This is a genomic window from Mycobacterium appelbergii (assembly GCF_032883035.1).
Lineage (GTDB): Bacteria > Actinomycetota > Actinomycetes > Mycobacteriales > Mycobacteriaceae > Mycobacterium > Mycobacterium appelbergii.
In genome coordinates, this window is record NZ_JAMQTH010000006.1 from 358,141 (window position 1) to 373,607 (window position 15,467).

Annotated in this window: 17 protein-coding genes; 10 read left to right on the forward strand and 7 right to left on the reverse strand. The window is 63.9% G+C overall.

All coding sequences use genetic code 11. The annotated features are described in order from the left end of the window. Nucleotides 1-147: 147 nt before the first annotated feature. Both M1247_RS16215 and M1247_RS16220 read left to right on the forward strand, forming a co-directional pair. The gene (locus tag M1247_RS16215) at nucleotides 148-1,518 is read left to right on the forward strand and encodes an MFS transporter (protein WP_317157363.1); all 1,371 of its coding nucleotides are present in this window, start codon (nucleotides 148-150) and stop codon (nucleotides 1,516-1,518) included. Nucleotides 1,519-1,623: 105 nt separating this feature from the next. Next, nucleotides 1,624-2,349, forward strand: coding sequence for a Crp/Fnr family transcriptional regulator (locus tag M1247_RS16220; protein WP_317157364.1), 726 nt, complete (start codon nucleotides 1,624-1,626; stop codon nucleotides 2,347-2,349). 113 nt (nucleotides 2,350-2,462) lie between these two features. On the opposite strand, the gene M1247_RS16225 is transcribed toward M1247_RS16220, so the two are convergent. Continuing rightward, nucleotides 2,463-3,575 (reverse strand): hypothetical protein, encoded by a 1,113-nt coding sequence (locus M1247_RS16225; protein ID WP_317157365.1) that lies wholly within the window; start codon nucleotides 3,573-3,575, stop codon nucleotides 2,463-2,465. A gap of 14 nt (nucleotides 3,576-3,589) precedes the next feature. Continuing rightward, on the reverse strand, nucleotides 3,590-3,904 hold the full coding sequence (locus M1247_RS16230) for a hypothetical protein (protein WP_317157366.1): 315 nt from the start codon (nucleotides 3,902-3,904) through the stop codon (nucleotides 3,590-3,592). A gap of 193 nt (nucleotides 3,905-4,097) precedes the next feature. Between M1247_RS16230 and M1247_RS16235 the strand changes: the two genes are divergently transcribed. The 8 genes from M1247_RS16235 to M1247_RS16270 all read left to right on the forward strand — a co-directional run bounded on the left by M1247_RS16235 (nucleotide 4,098) and on the right by M1247_RS16270 (nucleotide 10,728). Next, on the forward strand, nucleotides 4,098-4,928 hold the full coding sequence (locus tag M1247_RS16235; RefSeq protein ID WP_317157367.1) for an MBL fold metallo-hydrolase: 831 nt from the start codon (nucleotides 4,098-4,100) through the stop codon (nucleotides 4,926-4,928). Continuing rightward, nucleotides 4,925-5,734 (forward strand): MBL fold metallo-hydrolase, encoded by an 810-nt coding sequence (locus M1247_RS16240; protein ID WP_317157368.1) that lies wholly within the window; start codon nucleotides 4,925-4,927, stop codon nucleotides 5,732-5,734. The genes M1247_RS16235 and M1247_RS16240 overlap by 4 nt, the downstream gene beginning before the upstream one ends. A 59-nt stretch (nucleotides 5,735-5,793) precedes the next feature. After that, nucleotides 5,794-6,804, forward strand: coding sequence for an amidohydrolase family protein (locus tag M1247_RS16245; RefSeq protein WP_317157369.1), 1,011 nt, complete (start codon nucleotides 5,794-5,796; stop codon nucleotides 6,802-6,804). A 1-nt stretch (nucleotide 6,805) separates the two neighbouring features. Beyond that, complete coding sequence (locus tag M1247_RS16250; protein ID WP_317157370.1) at nucleotides 6,806-7,228, forward strand: NifU family protein; 423 nt, start codon at nucleotides 6,806-6,808, stop codon at nucleotides 7,226-7,228. Continuing rightward, nucleotides 7,225-7,665, forward strand: a complete 441-nt coding sequence (locus M1247_RS16255) for a GlcG/HbpS family heme-binding protein (protein ID WP_317157371.1) — start codon at nucleotides 7,225-7,227, stop codon at nucleotides 7,663-7,665. The genes M1247_RS16250 and M1247_RS16255 overlap by 4 nt, the downstream gene beginning before the upstream one ends. Nucleotides 7,666-7,724: 59 nt before the next feature. Further along, complete coding sequence (locus tag M1247_RS16260) at nucleotides 7,725-8,972, forward strand: CaiB/BaiF CoA transferase family protein (RefSeq protein ID WP_317157372.1); 1,248 nt, start codon at nucleotides 7,725-7,727, stop codon at nucleotides 8,970-8,972. Next, on the forward strand, nucleotides 8,969-9,919 hold the full coding sequence (locus M1247_RS16265; RefSeq protein WP_317157373.1) for a hydroxymethylglutaryl-CoA lyase-like TIM-barrel protein: 951 nt from the start codon (nucleotides 8,969-8,971) through the stop codon (nucleotides 9,917-9,919). Before M1247_RS16260 ends, M1247_RS16265 begins: the two co-directional genes overlap by 4 nt. A 110-nt stretch (nucleotides 9,920-10,029) precedes the next feature. Beyond that, nucleotides 10,030-10,728 (forward strand): DUF8817 family protein, encoded by a 699-nt coding sequence (locus M1247_RS16270; RefSeq protein WP_317157374.1) that lies wholly within the window; start codon nucleotides 10,030-10,032, stop codon nucleotides 10,726-10,728. Nucleotides 10,729-10,767: 39 nt separating this feature from the next. Here the strand turns inward: M1247_RS16270 and M1247_RS16275 are convergent, their stop codons facing one another. From M1247_RS16275 to M1247_RS16295, 5 genes are read right to left on the reverse strand one after another with little or no spacing between them, the layout of a single operon-like run. After that, on the reverse strand, nucleotides 10,768-11,496 hold the full coding sequence (locus tag M1247_RS16275; protein WP_317157375.1) for an SDR family oxidoreductase: 729 nt from the start codon (nucleotides 11,494-11,496) through the stop codon (nucleotides 10,768-10,770). 47 nt (nucleotides 11,497-11,543) lie between these two features. Beyond that, nucleotides 11,544-12,587 carry an ABC transporter substrate-binding protein gene (locus M1247_RS16280; RefSeq protein ID WP_317157376.1) on the reverse strand — a complete coding sequence of 348 codons (1,044 nt, stop codon included), beginning with the start codon at nucleotides 12,585-12,587 and terminating at the stop codon, nucleotides 11,544-11,546. Then, nucleotides 12,577-13,683, reverse strand: a complete 1,107-nt coding sequence (locus tag M1247_RS16285) for an ABC transporter permease (RefSeq protein ID WP_317157377.1) — start codon at nucleotides 13,681-13,683, stop codon at nucleotides 12,577-12,579. The genes M1247_RS16280 and M1247_RS16285 overlap by 11 nt, the downstream gene beginning before the upstream one ends. Further along, entirely contained in the window at nucleotides 13,680-14,444 is a 765-nt protein-coding gene (locus M1247_RS16290) for an ATP-binding cassette domain-containing protein (protein ID WP_317157378.1), read from the reverse strand. The genes M1247_RS16285 and M1247_RS16290 overlap by 4 nt, the downstream gene beginning before the upstream one ends. Further along, nucleotides 14,441-15,451, reverse strand: coding sequence for a class I mannose-6-phosphate isomerase (locus M1247_RS16295; protein ID WP_317157379.1), 1,011 nt, complete (start codon nucleotides 15,449-15,451; stop codon nucleotides 14,441-14,443). Before M1247_RS16295 ends, M1247_RS16290 begins: the two co-directional genes overlap by 4 nt. Between the last annotated feature and the right edge of the window lie 16 nt (nucleotides 15,452-15,467).

The window sequence follows — 15,467 nt, forward strand, 5'->3', positions numbered from 1 at the left end:
GACATCACAATTCTCGCCGGTAATGATCCACATCACATATCCGCGGTTCCCGTGGCAGCCCTAACGTGATGGAGAGCAAGTGCAACTGATCAGTGCGCCTATGGTCGTCATTGCCGACGCCGGCGACGACGCGGGAGATGTCCTGGCATGACCTCAACCCCTGCTGCTACTGACAGCGCTTACCGGATCATCAGCCGAAGACTGCTTCCCATGTTCCTCATCGGGCAGCTGCTGATGAATGTCGACAGGTCGACCATCTCTTACGCCGCGTTGCAGCTCAATGACACCTTGGGTGTCTCCGCCGAGATGTTCGGGCTTGCGGCCGGGATCTTCTTTGTTGGCTATGCGTTGTTCGAGGTTCCGAGCAATCTCATGCTGCAGCGCGTCGGTGCGACCAGGTGGATCGGCGCCATCGTCTTCGCTTGGGGCACGGTGACGGCGCTGCAGGCCTTCGTGCCGAACGGCGAGACACTGGTCGTGTTGCGCTTCTTGATGGGCGTTTTCGAGGGTGGTTTCACACCGGGGGTCATCTTCACCATCACGTTGTGGTTGCCATCGGCTCAACGGGGCAGGGCGTTGGCGTTGACGTTGCTCGCCGTGCCCATCGCAGGCATGATCGGCGGTCCGTTGGCGGGCTTTGTGCTCGGCATGCAATGGCTTGATCTTCACGGGTGGCAGTGGCTGTTCATCGCCGCTGGCGTGGCGACGATGGTGTTCGCCCTACTCTGGATCAGGCTCGTCCCCGCGGGCCCTCAGCAGGCGTCGTGGCTGCCGGATGCTGAACGCGCCGCGTTGATCGAGAGCCTGGAACTCGAGCGCAAAGCTCAGAAGCTGGATCCGCATAGCAGCGCCAGCTTCGTAGCGGCCCTCAGGACATGGCCAGTGTGGATCTACAGCCTCGCTTACTTCGCCATCTGCGCCGGATACTTCGGAATCTTCTTCTGGCTGCCGCAGATCATTCAGAAAGGATTCGTGGGAATCTCGAGCATGGAGAACGGCATGCTGGCCGCCGTGCCCTTCGTGATTGCAATGGTCACCATGACGGTGCTTGGTCGCAGTCAGGATCGCACGGGCGACCGCCGCTGGCACCTGGCGGCTCTCGGCGTCATCTCGGGTGTTGCACTTGCCCTCAGCTTGCTGGCCTCTTCACACCTGATCGCATTCGGGGCGTTGTGCGTGGCGGTGGCCTGTGCGCTGACCTATATCGTGTTGTTCTGGGCATCGCCCATGAGCGTTCTCGCCGCGACAGCGGCAGCGGGCGGCATTGCCCTGATCAACAGCGTCGGCAACCTCGGTGGCTTCGTCGGGCCGTACATCGCCGGCATTCTGGCTGGAGACTCACACGAATTCGCCAGGGCCACTGCATTCTTCGCTGGAATGCTGTTGGTCGCGGGCGCGGTGCCGATTGTCTTCAAGTCCTTGTTCCCGAGCCTCGCTCAGATCGCGGCGCGAACCGAACTCGCACGAGAGGTCAGCGCTGAGGATGTTGTCTACCCCTTGTCGGAGGAGGCGCGCTGACGTCGAGCGCAGACGGATCAATGGCGGCGCGGCAGAACGACCGCAATAAGCTTGCTGGACGGTGCGGACCTTGTTGGGACCGCCCACCGGAGGAGACTTTCGAGCATGAAGCCATTCTTGAGCAGCGACGACCTTGATATCTCGCGGTTGTTCGACAACGGCAGGCCGGTTGGTTTTTCTGCTGGGGCGTGGATCGCCGGTATTGATCAGCTGATGACCCATGCCCTGCTGATCACCTCGGGCGTCATCCGCATCTCAATTCTGACGGCTGGTGGCCGCGAGAGACTGCTGTTCTACGGCTCCGCAGGATCGGTGGTGGGTGACTTCATCACCTTCGGCAACCACTCGGAGGTGCCACAAGGCACTCAAGTGCACGCCATTTCGGACATCGAAGCGCTGAAGCTGTCCCATGCCGAACTGCGGACTGTGTGTGCTGCACAGCCGGAAGTGCTGATGCGGTTGCTCAGTTGGGCGTACGGCAAGATCGGCACGTTGATCGACCAGCTGGAGGTTGCGACGTTCCGTGACACCACTGCGCAGGTCGCCGCCCTGTTGGAGGCTTTCCATGCGGAGAGCAAGCGAGGTCCGGCAGGCCAAGCGGACATACTGCTGGACTTGACACATCAAACGATCGCTTCCGCCACTGGTCGTACCCGTGTGTCGGTGACTCAGGCGTTGAACCGCATGCAGCAGGCGGGCGTCATCGCACTGGGACGTGGCCATATTGATGTGCTCGACGAGAAAAGTTTGGCACTTATCGCCACCGAAGGCATTGGCGTCGAGAGGCATGCTCGACACGTCTACTGTGATTCTGCTCGGCCGCCTGGCTGATCCGATGACCTGCCACACGAGTCCGTGACAAGTGCGATTGACGGCATGGCTCGCGAGGCTTTTGCCGTCGATGCAGTGCGACGAGCACGCTCTACGGCAATGGCCGTGGATGGTCATGCTGTGCCACCGACGGTCACACTGATGGCAGGTGTCGCGTTCGATTCACGCAGCGCCCGGCCGAGTCGCCACGTCGCGCCGCCGAGCATCCCCGCGAGCAGCCCCCCGGCGACACACGTCAGCAGGATGCTGCCCGTGTGCCCGCCGCCGTCCTCACCACCCAGGTCGACGCCCCCGGATCCCATTGAGCTGAGCAGCCAGGTAATTGCGATCAGCCCTGCCGCGCCGGAACCGCCCAGCAGCCAGGCGCTCGCGCCTCTCCACTGCAGCAGGAGCTCGACGAAGACGCCGAACACGAAAACGATGGCGGGGATCAGCACCATGTCGATGGGGAAGCCCAACTCGACGAAGTCGCGAAGCGCCAGGTGCTGCAGGTCGGCATACCAGCCGACCGCCCAGCTGGCGAACGACCAGGTCGCCAGGTTCAGCACCAGTGTGAGAAGGCCGGTGCCGATGGCTCCACCGCGCGGCACGACTTGAGATCCGAGCAGCACGCAGACCAGCGGAATGGCCAGCCAGGTCAGGGTAGACCAGTCGATGGTCGCGCTGAGGTTGAGGTCTGCCAGCGCGCCGCTCTGGATCGAGGCGTACTGCCCGAACGCCGCAATCGCGATCATGAAACCCCAACGGCCCCAGCGGTGTTCGCGAGCCGCGGCGAACACGATTGCGGTGCCGATCATGGTGACACAGATCGACGTCAGCCAACCTTGATGTGGCGGCGACGCAACGGTCACGTCGAATCCGTACAGGCCGTGCCACCACTCGTCGTACAGCCCGTACAGCAGGAATGAGGCCGCGGCGATGCCGGCGACCAGATAGCCGATGGGCGCGGCGAATACGCCGAGTACCTTGAACGCGCGACCGCCGACGGTCGGATCGGGCTCCTGGCCATTGCGCTGTGCGGCGGTGGCCCGCAACACCATCACCAAGCTGGTCAACCCGGCGATCGCGCCGCCGGAGTAGATGAACAGATGTGGCAGCGTGAAAAAGCTATCCGGCCCGACGTCAAGGTGCCAGTCGATGTCCCAGGTCAACCCCGACAGCGAGATCAGGGTGCCAGCGAGCATGACAAACGCCGGTAACTTGCCGCGCGAATCCGCACTCGTCATGGCGGTGTTCCTTTCTAGCCGTTGGTTGGCCCCCGCCGCCGTGCCCGGCGATTTCGATCATGCCGGTCGTCGGGAGGAGCGCCGCCCGCGGCGAAAAAGCCGTAGTCACTGGCTTTCGTCCACGGCGGCATAACCTGCGCGGCAACCAGAAACGGGATCTGTGCCGCGGTGTGGCCGTCGACGCGCTGTACCGTGACCGTCAATTCGCGACCGCCGAGCGGCTGGGTGTCGTGCATGACTGCGTCCGATCCGATGCCGTCGGCCCGCGCCGCAGGCACGCCAACCAAGGTCATGAGCACCAGCATGCCGCTCAAAACTGCCAGTGTCACTGGGGATAACCCCCCACTGCGTCCGCAGCCGTTCGATCTGCCGTGATCGATGCCGCGTGCCGAAAGGCTAATAACTTTGCGACGAGTGGGTCATCTGTCAAGCGCTTGACAGACATCGCACGACTCGCCGGGAATGATTCCAAGTCACACATCCGCGGCTCCCGTGGGTGGCCGGAACGTGATGGAGAATCAAGTGAAGCCGAAAAGTACGCCCATCGTGGGTGGTGCCGTCACCGCCCTGCAAATCCCGGTCGCGCTCGATGGCAGGGTCGCGGCTTACCCGTCCAGTCTCCGCGGCCAGACAACTGTCAACTTGTACCTGCTGCGCGACGGCGATGCTGCGCTCCTCATCGACACCGGGTTCAGTGCGCACCAGGACCTCATCATGCAATGGCTCGAGGACGAGCTGCCCCGGGGCCATCGGCTCGGAGTTGTGACGCTGCGTCAGAGCGAGTTCGATTCCGTCTGCAACGTAGTACCGACCGTGAATCGGTTCAACGTCACTATGGTGTTCGGCGCACAATCCCAGGGCATGACCTGGTTCGGCTTCCGACCGGACCAGCGGCTGGATGAATCTGCCGCCGGTACCGGCTACTCCGTTCTGAAGAAAGATCCGATCACGTTCCTGGACAATCCATCCCGCGCCATCTCCGCAATCGTTCCCGCCTTGCGATTGCTCAACACCCACTGGCTGTTCGATCCACTGTCGCGCACCCTTTTCACGTCCGATGCTTTCTGCCATCTCGACGGTGAGAGCGTGCACGAGGTGACGGTCGACGAACTGATCGAGTACCTGATTGCCACCAGGTATTGGTGGTTGGCTGGAGCGCGGACCAGTGAGATCGTCGACTGGCTCGATCAGGTGTTCACCTGTTTCCCTGTCGAACGCATCGCACCCGCATACGGTCCTGTCCTCGAAGGCGTGGAGACGGTGGCGCGCACCGTCGACATCTACAAGAGTGCGCTGCGGCAACTCGCTGATGCTCCCTCTGCTGCGGCCCGCATGGGAAGGATCCCCGCATGACACTGTCGCCACACGCCGCTGAGACGACGTCCGTCATCGGTCCGCTGCCACTGCCGCGCAATCTCGCACCTGGAGTTCACTGGCTGGGCGGATGCTTACAACAGCCCTACCAGGGGAAGATGTTCCACTCCTACAACTCGGTGTACGTCGTTTCTGGCACGAAAAAGTCGGTGGTCGTCGAGACTGGCTTCCCTGGCGACATCGACTTGATCGAAAGTCAACTCGACCAACTCATCTCGTCGGTGGCACCGATCGAGTACGTCTTCTCTACCCATCCGGAAACGCCGCACGCGGGCGGGGTGGGGAGGTTGCTCGACAAGTATCCGTCGGCCGTTGCGATAGGTGGTGTGCAGGACTTACATCTTGCCTTTCCGCAGTTCGCCGACCGCATCGAAGTGCCGACCGGGGAAACATTGCATTACGACCTTGGTGGCCGGACCTTCCGCATTGTCGGGGGAGTCATCAGGGACCTCATGCCCACCTACTGGGGATTCGACGACAAATCCCGCGCCCTGTTCCCCGGTGACGGGTTCGCCTACAGCCACTACCACACAGACGGACACTGCGGCCTGGTTGCGGAGGAGGCGACATCACTCGATCTCCCCGACATGACGGCGTTGTTCGCGGAGCTGGCCTTGTATTGGACACGTCTCACTGACGTCGAACCGTATCTACAAGAACTGGATCTGCTGCTCGAAGGTCTTGACGTTCAGTTGATCTGCCCTACGCACGGACTGCCGATCGTCGATCTGCCGCACACCGTACCCGCAGTGCGCGAAGGCTTCCGTCTTGGCGCCCGAAGCTGACGTGCCATACACCCGCCAACCCAACCAAGTTACAGCCCCCGATAGAAAGGTCACCCAACATGCGTGATGGACTGTTCATCTTCGACAACGTCGTGCACATGTACGACAACAAGCCCGACAACCTCAACCCGTCGGGAGTGCTCACCGCTAAAAGTCTGATCGGCATGGGCGAGCTGTTCTCCAACGCGAAATATCCTGCCAACGACCACTTCATGGATCAGGAGATGAGCGTTGAGGAGGCTGGTCGGATTCTGTTCGAGGAGTCCGACACCGACATCGCCATGGCGCAGACTGTGCCGCTGTTCGGGTGGTGGAAGGACGGCTTCTCACCGGCGCGGCGCCAGTACGCACTCAAGGAGGCCTACCCGGACCGGGTGTTGTTCTGTGGCGGGGTAGACCCGCTGTACCAGGGCGTCGAGGGCGCGATCAACGAGATGACCCGCCAGGTTGAGGAGATGCAAGCGGTAAGCTTCAAATTCTATCAAGCGCACGACAATTCGCTCAGTTGGCGGATCGATGATCGCAAGATGGCCTACCCCATGTGGGAGAAGGCGCTCGAACTCGGAGTCAACAACGTGCAGTTTCACAAGGGTGTCCCGTTCGGTACCGAACGTATGGAGCACATGCACCCGACCGATATCCAGCAGGCGGCGATCGACTTCCCGGATCTCAATTTCATCATCCACCACCTCGGCGACCCCTACATCGACGAGTCCATCAGCATCGCATCGCGCAACAGCAATGTCTGGCTTGCGCTTTCGGCGTGGATCAATGTCTACCCGATCATGCCGAGGGAGGCGCTCAAACGGCTGGGAAAGGCCATGATGTATGTCGGGCCGGACCGGCTGCTGTACGGGTCGGAGGCATTTGTCTGGCCCAACGTCCAGGGCTACATCGAATTGTTCCTGGACCTGGAGATGCCGGAGAACCTGCAGGAGGATTACGGATTCCCGCCGATCACCCGGGAGGACAAGCGAAAGATCCTGGGAGAGAACTACGCTGGATTGCTGGGTATCGATGTCGGGCAGACACTCAAGGCCATTCACGGCTCCGACGATCGGACCCGCTGACATGTCGATCACCGAGACGTCGCGCGATGTCCAGTCGGCGGTCGACCAAGCAATTCATCAGCACCTCGGTCGTTTCCTCGACTCGCACGGCGGCGCGGTGTCAGCGGCTGCGGTTTCGCCGGCCGGCGACGTCGAGCTGGAGTTTCGCGGCGCCTGCCGCGCCTGCCCCGCCGTCGCGGCGACGTTCTACAGCAAGGTGGCACCGCTGATTCGACAAGTCGACGGCGTTCGCAGCGTGAGCGCACCGAACGTCAATGTGTCCGAGGCCGCTGTTCACCGCATCCAGGCGTTGGGCATGCCATCAGACCGGCCGGGCAAGAGAGCGATTCCAGGGGCAGGTGTCACACCAGGCATTGTCCGAAAGCCGATCCAGGTTCACGCCACCAGCACAAACGAGAACACCGGAAAGGGCCGCACCACATGACGTCAGATCGCACATACGAGCAAGCCACGATTACGGATGCATTCGCTCAGCAATTGCTCGATGCCGCAGTCGGGCATGCCGGCTCGGCGGGCCAGCGCTCCGTGGTCGCGGTCGTTGATGCCGCAGGCGAACTCAAAGGATTCCGAAGGATGGACGGCGCACCGCAGCTTTCCGTGCAACTCGCCCAAGACAAGGCCTACACCGCAGTCGCGTTCGGCATGCCCACCCACGCCTGGCACGACTTCATCAAAGGGGACCCACCGCTGCTGGACGGAATCGTGCACACGCCGCGTCTGATCGTTTTCGGCGGAGGTTATCCGATCACGGTTGCCGGCCAGGTCGTGGGCGGCATAGGGGTTTCAGGCGGTCACTACAGCGACGACATGAAGATCGCGGAGGCGGCGCTCGAGTTGACTGCCGTTCGCGGTGACGTCTGAGCACATGATGTGACGTGCGGTGCGCGGTCGAACTCGGGTCAAAAGCAAGACAGCATCCGATGAAGAAAGAGGAGTATCTGGTGGACAGCCAGGACAAGGACGCCGGCGACGCGGGGACGGGTCCGTTGGCCGGTATCCGGGTCGTGGAGATGGGGCAGCTGATCGCGGGGCCCTTTTGCGGCCAGCTTCTCGGCGACCTGGGTGCCGACGTGATCAAGCTCGAAGATCCACGACGTGGGGATCCCATGCGAGAGTGGGGACATCAGCGTCCCTTGGGGGAGTCGCTCTGGTGGTCTGTCGTTGCGCGAAACAAGCGGTCGGTCACGTGCAACCTCCGTACGCCGGAAGGTCAGGAGCTTGCCCGGCGACTGATCGTTCACGCCGATCTCGTGGTCGAAAACTTCCGGCCCGGCACCCTCGAGAGGTGGGGTCTGGGCTATGACGACCTGGCGACGGAGAACCCCGGCCTCATCATGGTTCGGGTCTCGGGATTCGGCCAGACGGGGCCGTATGCCAAGCGAGCGGGGTTCGGGGCCATTGGAGAGGCAATGGGCGGACTGCGCTACGTCGTCGGCGATCCGACCAGTCCACCGAGTCGCGTCGGCATCTCCATCGGCGATTCACTGGCCGCCACGTACGGCACCCTGGGCGCATTGGCTGCGTTGCACGACCGGAGCCGAACCGGCCTTGGCCAGGTGGTCGATTCGGCCATTTACGAAGCTGTGCTGGCGATGATGGAGTCGTTGGTGCCTGAGTACCAGCAGACTGGCTACATCCGTGAGCGCACGGGAGCGGTGCTTCCGAATGTCTCTCCCAGCAACGTGTACCCGACAAGCGACGACTCGTGGGTCCTGATCGCGGCGAACCAGGACACCGTGTTCCGTCGGTTGGCCCAGGCCATGGGCTGTCCCGAGTTGGGCGATGACCGGCGCTTCTCCACTCACGGTGCGCGGGGCGAACGTCAGGCCGAACTCGACGAGCTGATCGCGGAATGGACCCGTGGGCTGCCGGTCGGCGATATCGAGAAGATCCTGGAAACACACGGGGTGCCCTGCGGTCAGATCTACCGTGGCCCCGAGATGCTGGCTGACGAGCACTACCGGGCTCGCCAGTCGATCATCGAGGTCGCCCACGACCGCCTCGGGCCGCTGGCGATGCAGAACGTCGTCCCACGGCTCACCCGGTCACCAGGGAGCATTCGGTGGGCCGGTCCCAGCCTCGGCGCCCACACCGATGAGGTCTTGATAGGCGAACTCGGATTGACCACAGACGAATTGGCGCACCTGCGGGCGACCGGCGTGGCATGAACCCGTTACCAACGTTGCCGCCACTGATCCGTGTCGTCGAGGTCGGACTGCGGGACGGGCTGCAGGCCGTCTTCGAACCGATTCTGACAGCCCAGGCCAAGATTGAGGTGGTGGAGCGGCTGATCGACGCCGGCGTTCGTGAAATCGAAGCGGTGTCGTTCGCGCACCCGTCTGTGCTACCGCAGCTCGCCGATGCAGCGGAGGTGATGGCGGGGGTGCCGCGCCCCGTGGGCGTACGGTATCGCGGTCTGGTGCCCAACCTGCGGGGTGCTCAGCGCGCAGTGCAAACCGGACTGGACGAGATCGTCGTCGTTGTCTCGGCAGAAGAAGAAGTCAGCCTGCGCAACCAGAACCGCACCACTGCACAGGTCCTGGCGGAGCTCGCCGAGATCGGTCCACTCGTCCGGGACTCCGGCGCCGACCTGGTGGTGGGAATCGCGTGCGCGTTCTTCGCTCCTGCCTACGGCCCGGTGGCGTGGGAACGCACCGTCGCAGTCGTCGATGCGGCAGTGGACGCCGGTGCGACCGGCGTGTACCTAGCGGCGACATCCGGCATGGATCATCCTTACGAAGTAGTCCCTGGCATTGGTCGTGTGCGCGAACGTCATCCGCACCTGGCGGTTGGGGTTCACCTGCACAATCGGAACGGACTCGCGATGGCGAATGCGATCGCCGCGATGGCCGCCGGGGTCGACTGGTTGGAGACGTCGTTCGGAGGTCTCGGGGGCGATATGTGGTTTCCGGGTGATCCGGAGGTTTTGGGCAACGCACCGACCGAGGATCTGGTTCACACCTGCCACATGCTGGGCGTGGATACCGGCATCGACCTGGCTCGGTACCTGGACGTTGTGAAACTCGTGGCCGAGGAAACCCGTCGGTCGTCGGTGTCCTTCGTCTCGCGCGGCGGAAGCCGCGACGAACTCGCCAACGCCTCCTGGCCGGAGTGACCGGAAAATCCGCTCGAGCTTCAGATAGCCCTGAACAGCAGATGGCCAGGGAAAGTTGGGGTTCTCACTTTCATGTGCTTGCGGCGGAGTCGATCCCTACGGTCGGGAGAATGACTGAGAAGACGATTCCCGGGCTGATGGCTCGCTCGATCGAGCCGGTGGCCGACTTCTACAGCGCGTTGGGTTTTGAGATCACGTTCCGGCAAACGGCGCCGTATCAGTTTCTGACCGTCAAGCTCGGCGGCATCGAGCTGAACTTCTACGGGGACAAGCAGTTCGATCCGGCGTCGTCCGCGCATGGCTGTCTGGTCCTCACCGACGACGTCGATTACCTGTACGCGGTTTTCACCGAAGGGCTGGAGACGGCCTTCGGGTCAGTGCCCACCCAGGGGGTGCCGCGGGTAGGTGCGTTGAAGGACATGAGCTACGGCATGCGTCAGTTCCTGATGACCGATCCCGGTGGCAACACCCTCCAGATCGCCGAGCCGATCAGCGAGGACCAGCGGCACCGACCATTGCCGCGGGGGACGTTCGACCGCGCGATCCATATGGGTTCGCTGTTCGCGGACGCCAAGCAGGATCTGGGGCTGGCGGTGAAGGTCTTGGACCGGGCTCTGCAGCGGACCGACGAGGAGCCGACCGCCGTCCAGCTCGTGAAGCTGCTGGTGCTGCGGGCCGACGTGGCCGTCCGCCAAGGTGACCCGGCCCTGGCACGGGAGCTGCTGGCCCGCGCCAGAGCGGTCGATGTCAGTGGACCGGAGCTGGCCGACGACCTCCGGCGCGCCACCGAGCTCGAAGCATGCCTGTGAGCGCAACCCGCACATCCCACCTCGGGCGTTGGCCCGCGGTCATCGGCACGAGTAGCCGCCGTCGATCGGTAACGTGACCCCGGTGATCATCGAAGCGTCGTCGCTGAGCAGAAAGCTGATGGGCCCGGCGATCTCGTCCTCGGTGGCCCACCGTCCCAATGGCATCTGCTCCAGGAACGGCGGGCCGACATCGGAGCGCCCCCAGTAGTAGCCGGACATCTCCGTCATCACCACGGTGGGGTTGACACTGTTGACACGAATGTTGTGTTTGCCCAGCTCCAGCGCAGCCACCCGGGTGATGTTGTCCAGCGCGGCTTTGGACGACCCGTAGGAGATGTGGCCCGCCAGCGCCACCAGGCTGGCCTGGCTGGACACGTTCACGATCGATCCGCCGCGACCGCCGGCAATCATGCGCGGTGTCACATGTTTGATGACCAGCAGGCTTCCCCGTGCATTGATGCTGATCACCTTGTCGAATACCGCGATATCGGTGTCCTGGGGCGTAGCGATCTCCCCGCCGAAACCGCCGCAATTCACCACACCCCAGAGGTTCAGATCCGATACCGCGTCACGGATTTCGTCTTCGGAGGTGAGGTCGAACGGGACCGGATGGGCACCGGTCTCGTCGGCGAGTTGCCTCAGCTTCGCGGCGTCTCGACCGCCCGCGTGGACCGTCGCGCCCTGACTGGCGAGTCGGCGGACGGTAGCCGCCCCGATGCCGCCGCTCGCACCCGTGACCAACACGCCGCGTCCGGCGAAGTCGCCCATGTGCTGCTCGCTCTCGATCCGTTGGGTTGAGCTGGGGGAGATGCCGATCAGCAGTTGGACTTGTACGCCGCCGCGCCGCCATCGCCGTCCAGGTTCTCCCGCGTGATGATCGTGAACCCGGTTTGCACCTTTTTGGTGTTCTCGCCGCCTTCCAGCGCCGTCACCGCCTCATCGACACCGAACTTACCGATGAGCCCAGGGTCCTGGGCGACGAGGGCCTGCACGGTGCCCTCACGCAGTGCCTTGATCTGGTTGGGGCCCGCGTCGAACCCGACCACCTGTACCTGACCATCCTTGCCGGCCTGTCGGACACCGGTTGCCGACCCCTCGGCCGAGAACAGGTTGGTGGCGAACACGCCGACCAGATCGGGGTCCTTCTGTAGTTGGGCACCGATGAGCTGCGCAGCGGTTGCCGGGTCGTTATGGCTGTACTGGACGCCGACATACTCAAACTTGCTGTCGCCCTTGACCGCGTCCTCGAAGCCCTTCGCACGCGCGTCGGTCGTCGATACGCCCGGGTCGATGTTCATCACCATCACCTTGCCGCCCTCGGGGCGCAGCGCCTTGATCGCGTCGAACGCCGCTCGGCCCCCGCCCTCGTTGTCACTGGCGATCTCCGATACCGCATATGACGGGTCGTTGGTGGTGGTGTCGACCAGCACCACTTTGATCCCCGCGGCGGCGGCCTGCTGAAGCGGCTGCTGCATGGCCTGGACATCGGTGGGTGCCACCAGTAGCGCATCCGGCTTGCCCGCGACAATCGAGTCGACGATCGGCTTTTGCAGTGTCGGGTCGAACTTCTGCGGGCCCTGGGTGGTCACGTTGACGCCCAGCTTGGCCGCTTCCTCCTGCGCGCCGCACTGCATCGTGATGTAAAACTGGTCGCCGGTGACACCCTGCAGGAACTGGATGTTGTAGTCCTTGCCGGGTTTTTCCGGTGCAGTGACGGTGGTGGCGGCAGCGGCCGGAGTCGCCCCGCTCGTTGCCTCGTCCGATCCGGTCGACTCGGGTTTCGACGACGTGCACGCGGGCAGGGTGAGCACCAACGCCCCCACTCCCGCCGCGACCAGCTTTACGCGCTTACGGTTCACTGCCCTTCCCTTCGTTTGGAGTTCGTTGAGACCTTCTGCGTTTGAAGAAGGTTCGAGAGCGAGCGCCGCGCATGGCGGCTGCGCGCCGTGACTGATCGACGTACACGGCGGCGATGAGGACCGAACCCACGGCGACGCCCTGCCAGAACGGCTGCACGCCGATGATGACGAACCCGGACTGCAGGACAGCCGGAATGAACAGGCCGACGACGGTGCCGAAGATGGTGCCCTCACCACCGAAGATCGATGTGCCGCCGATGACGACGGCGGCGATGACGTTGAGGTTGGTGAGGGACTGTCCGGCGATCGTCGTGGTGCCGAACTGCGCCAGCGAGAGTATGGCGCCGATACCGGCCAGGGTGCCCGCGAGCGCGTATACGAGCACGAGGTGCCGCGTCACCTTGACACCGGTGCGCCGTGCGGCCTCCGCATTGGAGCCGATCGCATACGTGTATCGGCCGAATCTCGTTTTGTGGAGCACGATTCCGCCGACCACGATGACAAGCAGTGCAATGAAGGGGAGACCGGGGATACCCAAAACCTTGGTGTACACGCTGAAATCGGTCAGCTCACTGGGCACCGAGCGGATGTCGATGCCACCGGTGAGCACCTGCGCAAGACCAAGGGCGATCGACAAGGTGCCGAGGGTGACGATGAGCGCGGGCACTTTGGCGACGGCGACAAGCACCCCGTTGAAGACGCCCCAGACCAAGCCGCCCACGACAGCAGCGATCAACCCCGCGGCAGCTGCCCCCGCACCGGCGCCGCCCATCGCCTCCATCACCTTCGCAGACACCACGGACGAGAACACCAACACCGATCCGACCGACAGGTCGATGCCCGAGGTGATGATGACGAATGTCATCCCGACGCCGAGCACCGCCCACACCGCGACGTTCTGCGAGATCAACGAGAAGTTTCCGGTCGACAGGAAGCGGTCGCCTGCAAGCACGGTGAAGCACACGCAGATCACGATCAGGACCCCGAGGATCCAGAACGCCTGCATGCCGACGATCCGCTTGAGCACCGATTCCGGCGGGTCCAAGTCGTTGCCCGACCCGTTCACCACGGAGGACTGGTTCGCCAGTGTGCTCACGCGGCACCCTCGTTCACGTCGAGAGCGCCGGTCATTGCGCCGACCAGTGTCTCGACAGTGGTGCCGTGTCCGGGATAGGCCGCGACCCGCCTACCCAGCCGCAGCACCTGGATCCGGTCGCACACCTCGAGCACGTGCGGCATGGAATGGCTGATGAGAACCACCGCAATACCCTTGTCGCGCACCCGTTTGATCGATTCGAGGACGTTCTTGGTCTGCACAACGCCAAGGGCCGCGGTCGGCTCGTCGAGGATGAGGACCTTCCGAGCCCACGCGATCGCCCTGGCGATGGCGATCCCTTGCCGCTGCCCGCCGGACATCGCGCCGACAGGCGCATTCAGTGACCGCACGGTGGCTCCGATTTCGGCGAATGACGCGGACGCCCGGCGGCGCATCTCCTTCTCGTCCATGAAGCCGAGGTGGCCGATGATGCCGTTGCGCGGAATCTCGCGACCCAGGAACACGTTTTGGACGGGATTGAGGTGCGGGGCGAGTGCGAGGTCCTGGTAGACCACCTCGATGCCGAGTTCCTCGGCTTGACGAGGCGTCGAAAGGTGTACCCGCGTGCCCTCGAAGTAGACGTCACCGTCGTCGAGGTCGAGATTGCCCGACAGGGCCTTGATGAGCGTGGATTTGCCTGCACCGTTGTCGCCGATCAGCCCGACGACCTCACCGGCGTCGACCTCGAAGTCGGCGCCGTCCAACGCGCGGACGTGGCCGAAGCTGCGCGAGAGGCCCCGCGCCTCCAGAAGTGCGGTCATGCTGCGCCTTCCGTGATCAGCGGCCAGGTGGTGCCCGGCCGGCAGACGAGTAACCTGACGTCGCCCTCGATGTGCCAGTCACCGGACGCGGCGGGAACCACCAGGGTCTGACCGGCTGCCACGTCGAGAGTGCCGGCAGCCGACATGAGCGTTCCGGTTCCTGCCACCACCACGGCGACGGCGAAGCCGGCCGCCACGGGAGAGCCCGGTGACAGTAGTTCCATTCGGAAAAACGGCGCGGCCACCCCGGGCAGGACGGCCACCAAACCGCTGCCGGCGTCCGCGTGCCGCGTCAGCTGTGCGACGTCGGTGATGGCCGCGGTGTCGACGGCCGACAGCGCTACGTCCTGATCCAGGCCGAGGAATGCCTCGCCGTCAGAGGCGGTGGTGTTGGTGCGCTCCAGCAGGATCGACTGATCGGTGGGCTCCTGCGCCTCGACGAGAAGTATTCCTGCCCCGATCGCGTGCGGGGTGCCGCCCGGCACGAAGATTCCGTCGCCGGGGCGAACCGGGATCCGGTGCATCAGGTCCAGCATTGCCGTGGCGTCTTGTGTGTCGACGAGGACCGACAGTCGGTCGGGCTCGATCGGCTCGCGCCAGCCGACCCATACCGCTGCGTCGGGGTCGGCTTGCAGGACGTACCACGCTTCGCTCTTGCCGTACGCGCATCCCAAATGCCGTGACGCGTAAGCCCGGGTCGGATGCACATGTACCGGGAGTCGCTGGCCGGCGTCGAGCAGCTTGACCAGTACACCGGTGTCACCCGGCGCTCCGTCGTCACGGCCCAACCAGTCCAGTGGATCGGCGAGTACCGCGTCGCGGAGCAACACGCCGTCGGCTAACCGGGCAGGCCCGAGGTCCGGCTCACCGAAGCGCGCGACTGTGGCACCCACCCACTCCTCGGGTGAGCGGTCACCGACTGCCGTGATGCCACGCCAGGCGCTCAACGCCGGTCCGCCCGCATACCAGTGCGGCACCACGTTGGGAGGTAGGAGTTGCGGCTGCACGGCCGTCCGGTTCCTC